At 57.8% G+C, this 5,415-nt stretch carries 5 protein-coding genes; 4 read left to right on the top strand and 1 reads right to left on the bottom strand.

The window, feature by feature from the left end; genetic code table 11:
- Positions 1 to 296, bottom strand: a 296-nt coding sequence (locus tag FFT10_RS27405; RefSeq protein ID WP_137736064.1) for a transposase, incomplete at its 3' end; no start/stop codon positions are given.
- Between the two features lie 92 nt (positions 297 to 388).
- Here FFT10_RS27405 and FFT10_RS27400 point away from each other — a divergent pair.
- The 4 genes from FFT10_RS27400 (at position 389) to FFT10_RS27380 (ending at position 5,338) form a co-directional block, all read left to right on the top strand.
- Entirely contained in the window at positions 389 to 793 is a 405-nt protein-coding gene (locus FFT10_RS27400; protein WP_162520950.1) for a hypothetical protein, read from the top strand.
- Between the two features lie 74 nt (positions 794 to 867).
- A complete protein-coding gene (locus FFT10_RS27395) occupies positions 868 to 1,674 on the top strand; it encodes a plasmid recombination protein (RefSeq protein ID WP_162520949.1) in 807 nt (268 codons plus the stop codon).
- Positions 1,675 to 3,831: 2,157 nt separating this feature from the next.
- Positions 3,832 to 4,092: a hypothetical protein gene (locus FFT10_RS27390; RefSeq protein WP_137736061.1), complete on the top strand. Its 261-nt coding sequence runs from the start codon at positions 3,832 to 3,834 to the stop codon at positions 4,090 to 4,092.
- Between the two features lie 694 nt (positions 4,093 to 4,786).
- Positions 4,787 to 5,338: a metallophosphoesterase family protein gene (locus FFT10_RS27380; RefSeq protein ID WP_137736059.1), complete on the top strand. Its 552-nt coding sequence runs from the start codon at positions 4,787 to 4,789 to the stop codon at positions 5,336 to 5,338.
- Positions 5,339 to 5,415: the final 77 nt, after the last annotated feature.

The following is a 5,415-nucleotide window of genomic DNA, read 5'->3' as shown; positions in this document are numbered from 1 at the left end:
TCGTCAGGCAGCCGGTCGTCCCAGCCGCCGAGCCCTGCGAAATCGCGGAACAGCGGCACGTCGTGCAGCGCGTCTTCCATCGCCGGGTCGCTCAGGTTGAACCACTGCTGCATGAAGTGGATGCGCAGCATCGCCTCGACGGGAAACGGCGGACGACCACGACGGCCTTCGGGCATGTACGGCAACACCAGCGCGACCAGATCCGTCCACGGCACCACGCGCTCCATATCGCTCAGAAACTCCCGCCGTCGCGTTCGCTTCGTCGACTGGCCCAGACCCAAGCTCTGCTGCTTCATGACCGGCATCGTCTCATCGGCCCAGAGTGCGGCCAAGCACTTGGGCGACGGGGTTTTGCAGAGCATCCTTAGCCGTCATTTCCTTTCGCGGGTTGTTCAACCCGCACATCCGCAATGCTTCCGACTTGTGTAAGCCGCAGACCCGCGTGCGTCAAATGCAGAGCTTCCCGTCCGCGAACCAAAACCTCTCGCCATTTCGCCGCTGTGACTATGCAGGCGTCGCCGGCTGGTTAATCCGAGTCCTCATCTCGCCAGCGAATCTTCTGCTTCACAGTTCCGCCAGTCTTCTGATCAAAGGCCTCCATTTCAAACTGTTGTGGCAGTCGACAAGCGGCAAAGATTCATCCTTCGCAATGATTTTTCTTTGCAAAACGATTAAAACATCACGCTTCACCACCCGGAAGGCCGCACCAGTTATTGATAATTTCGGCAATCTCTCATTTTCCGGACGTGAGGGCATCAATTTGGGCAAGGCCTCTGTGTGCCTTCGTCATTGATGAACTGCGTGACATCGCAGCGATTGCAGCTGGCGCGCAGTATCCGGTTCATAATGCGTAATGTTGGAACCACCATGCCTCTCTCGAAACATAGCTTTCTCCGCGCGCATGCGTACTCTGCACCAAACGTCGCAGGAATCCTTGATGAAGCGACCAGGCAACCAAATGCATGCAAGCACATTGAACGACCATCGCCGCCAAGATGGCTAGTCGGCGACCGCGCGCGAGTAGACGGCGCAGTCACGGCCCACATGTCAACATTGAGTGCCGTCAAGCGGAAGAACGGCAATGTATTTTATCGCAAACGGCACCCCCAGCATCGATGCTTGGTCGCAGGAGTGGCTTCTCATCCGATTGAGTTGGCTTGGCTACGTGCTCTCAGGCAAAGCAATGCTGCTGCAGCCGTGACAAAATTCTTAGAATATAAAAAATGGCGCACCGAGACAATCGCGTGGCTGGTACAGCAGTTCGGAACGAACTTGGTTGGCGTGGTCGAGCATTCGGACGAGAGCCATCTGCACATTCACTACTTTGTTGTCGGCGATGCGCAACGCTTACATCCCGGGCTTCGTGCCGAACTCGTCGATGATTGCCGAATTGCTGCGAGGAAAGCCCGATGCGAAGCTTATTCTTCCGGCATGGCGGCTTGGCTAGATCTCTACCATGAGCAAGTTGGACAGAGAAACGGTATGGTCCGTGGTGACGGAAGCAGTCGGCCGATCTGGCGAATCAAAGACCGAAGTGTTCGCACCGAGATTGCTAATTTGCAGGCCGCGATTCGGGGCGTGTTGGATGAACAGGCGCGCGCGCACTTGGATGATCTCTTGAAACAATTTTATGACTCACAACCACAACATAAGAGACGAAAGATGAAGTTTTGAAACGTGGATTCAAGACTTCAGAGCAATTTGCTCATACTGCAAAGTCCACTCGCAGCCATTCCAACTTAATGTTGGACGGCCAGCCAACGCATGTTGACCGTTGCAGCAACAAGACATAGAAGCCCTCAGGCCTGCGGCATCCAGATGCGTAGCCCGACGCGCCGACATTCGACGTTTGGGTACTGCATCGAGGCTGGGAGTCATCCGTCGAAGGGCGGGAGTCTTTAGTCGATGACTGCCCTTGGAAGCGGGCAACCAAACCGCTCTTTGGGTCTCACAGATGCGTTTCAAAGCCCAGGAAACGTCACGAGTTGTCTCCACGCCGGCGATTGAGAGTTCGTGCGCACGAACTGCACAGTTCAATGACTGAGTTGTCTCCACGCCGCCGATTGAGAGTTCGTGCGCACGAACTCTGGAGATCTATCGCCGGGTCACCTGCGCGCCGTTTGGAGAAAGTTCGTGCGCACGAACTGCACAGTTCGATGACCGAGTTGTCTCCACGCCGGCGATTGAGAGTTCGTGCGCACGAACTGCACAGTTCGATGACTGAGTTGTCTCCACGCCGCCGATTGAGAGTTCGTGCGCACGAACTCTGGAGATCTATCGCCGGGTCACCGCGCGCCGCTGGGAGAAAGTTCGTGCGCACGAACTGCACAGTTCGATGACTGAGTTGTCTCCACGCCGCCGATTGAGAGTTCGTGCGCACGAACTCTGGAGATCTATCGCCGGGTCACCTGCGCGCCGTTGGGAGAAAGTTCGTGCGCACGAACTGTACAGTTCGATGACTGAGTTGTCTCCACGCCGGCGATCGAGAGTTTGTGCGCACGAACTCTGGAGATCTATCGCCGTGGACGCCTGTCGAATTGGCGAAAAAGCGTTGCCTGGCGCTATCGTAGCCCGCCGAGCTCCCGGTTGTTCCAAAAGCTGCGGGATGCTGATTTCGGCGCTGTTCCCTCAGGGAGGGAACTCGACCAACGCGCCAGCCCTGCACCCGCGTTATTTCAGGTCGGGACGTTTGTCGCGGGATCAAGTTCGCCGTGGACCGACAGCGGTGAGCTGTACTCTCTGGATGTCGAGTCAGACCGCGCGCAGCAGTGCCTTAAACCAGATGGCCACTTAGTCCTTGCTTCTCAAGGGATTGGAAATAGTGCGGAGCATTCGCCCTGGGCGCATCTTTGACCCAATACTCAGTAGTGCCGCTTTTGCGGCGGATGAATAGCCCATGCAACCCTACCACTCTGCGAGGGGGGGCGGGGGCAAAGCCATCTTATGCCGTCCAACAGCACTGCCGAGAGAGAGTTGGCGGTGCTCGCAACTATTTAGCCCTGCCACGATGCCGGCATGTCGACATTGCGTGGAGGTCACTGGCGGCCTAACTCGGTCAGTTGGCCATCGCCACGCCATAATCTGTCGATCTACCACTGGGATCGGGCCATGAAGAAGTCGCCGAAAAATTCCCTAGCCGACTCCATGGAACGGCCATTGCCACCCATCGCGTCGAAGTCGGGGAGATGGATGGGCACAAGATCTTGGTTTACGCCGAATTCAAGCAGCCAAAGGCAACGCCTGTGCCTTCTAGCGTCAAGGCTCAGATGCTGACGGACACGCGAGCAAACTTCACTAGCGGCGGCCTGGCAAGTCTCGGGAAGAACAGCAGGCAACCTTTCAGAGGTGGCCTCTCACCAGATAGTTGCAAGAACAGTTGCAGTGGTGACTCAAAGAATGCAACTACCAGACGTAGGGAGGCAAGCGACAATTGTTTGTCACGTCGTTGAAGATCCAGCGCGCGTGAGCATGGACCTCTACAAGCTGCCAAGTCCTCAGAATGAAGAATAGATCGGCTTAATCGAGAATCTCGACGGCCTGTATGCACTGGCAGATGAGCTGCTTGCAAGGGTGGCACTGCATGAAGACGGCACTCTAGCGGCAGCGGCCTGAGTGATTGAGCCGCTCGTGGCGTCAGAACTGAAAGAATCTAACACCAGATTTGCGTCATACTAGATGCGCTTGTAAAATGTAGGCAAGCCAACACACTTCATGTTTGAGTTCTTCATCAGCAGTTGACTCATGAGGCCTATCCGTTGATCAGAAGGATATGCAGCCCCTGCTGGCCCGTGCCGCGAGGGCTTTTTTTGCCCGAGGCGCGCGAATCCTGACATGAAAGCACGCTACGGGCGACTGCTGTCGCGAAACTACTGGCGAGCGATCAGCCGCGCGGATCGAGAGATCCTGTGCAGCTACGGCCGCGGGCAGATCCCGCGGCGGGCGGCCATGGGAGCTCTGGGCCTGCGCGACTACGGCGAGCTGCTCGCGCTGCTGAGTCGCGCTCGCGTGCCGATTCCGCTCGTATCAATCGACCTCAGGCGCGAGATGGTCGCGCGGACGGTCGAGATGCTCAGTCGGCCCAGTCGGCCGTAGCTGTTTAAGTCAGGCGAAGACGCTCGTCTTCAGTCAACTCCGACCACTTGACGCAGTGTGTTTGGCCTGCTGACGTGTAGCAAAACCCGAGGAAGTGCGTGCGGTCTTCGGACGCAAATTCGTCGGCCAGCAAATCAACCGCGCGCGAACGGCTCGATGCTTCGCCGACTTCCCTGAAGTAGTCTTTGAACTCGCGCACAAAAACGGAACTGCCGGGATAAAAAACTGATTTTTCATTTCCATTTGGGACTACTTTGGCATCAAGCAATGATATCGCTGCACGTTTCGATGCAAGTTTTGCGAAGAACTCGATCTGCGCAATCTGACTCAGATCGATGTTGTGCGAAGCCGTGACTTCTTAAATTCAGCGGGTGAACTTCGCTCGAACGGCTTTGCAGGGCGTCTAGCGAACTTCCCAGTCCTGGCTTTTGCATCAGACACTGTACGGCCGTACAGTTTTTTGACACAGGAGCGGCGACACGTGGTACGCTGACGTGTCATGTCTTCGAACCGCACCACCACCCTGACCTGCACGGCCGTCATAGCCGTGCAGATGGGCCTGAGTGCGCCGAGACCCCAGGCGCAGACGGCGAGTTCGATACCCAAGCTGTAGCCAGTACCCGAACTCCCCCTCACCCCAACGCAGGCCCGCGATCGAGAGATCCGGGCCTGTTTGCTTTTCCGGCGTCAAGACATGAGCTTCAACACCATCCCCCAGGACCCAGCGAAGTCGATTCTGCTGTTCGGCGACCCGCACTCGGACTTCACGCCCGTCATCCGCGCCGTGGTCCAGCACCGGCCGGCAGCAGTCATCTTGCTGGGCGACCTGACGCCTGTGCAACCCCTGCACCTGGCTCTCGGCCGGCTGACTGAGCTCACGGAAGTCTGGTTCATCCACGGCAACCACGACGGCGACGACGAGCTGGCGTGGGACGCCATCACGACCGACATCGTCGGCAGCGAGCTGGAGCACAGGAACCTGCACGGCAAGGTGGCCACCATCGCCGGCCTGAAGGTTGCCGGCCTGGGCGGCGTCTTTCGTGAGTCAGTCTGGTATCCGCGCCGTGACGCGAAGGCAGAGGCTGCGTTCGAGACGCCTGAAGACCTGCGCCGGCACATGAAGCCTGCGGAGCGATGGCGTGGTGGCATCAGCCTGAAGCATCGGACGTCGATTTTTCCGAGCGAAGTTGAGGCGCTAGGGACGGTCTGCAAAAGTCCGTCGCCCATGTGCTTGGTCCCGCTGTGAGCCGATGAGACGATGCCGGCCATGAAGCAGCAGAGCCTGGGTCTGGGTCAGTCGACGAAGCGGACGCGACGGCGGGA

Origin of the sequence: Pseudaquabacterium pictum (assembly GCF_005403045.1) — a bacterium.
In the GTDB taxonomy this organism is placed as follows: domain Bacteria; phylum Pseudomonadota; class Gammaproteobacteria; order Burkholderiales; family Burkholderiaceae_C; genus Pseudaquabacterium; species Pseudaquabacterium pictum.
The sequence above is the reverse complement of the archived record's forward strand: the minus strand, read 5'-3'. Positions and strand labels throughout refer to the sequence as shown.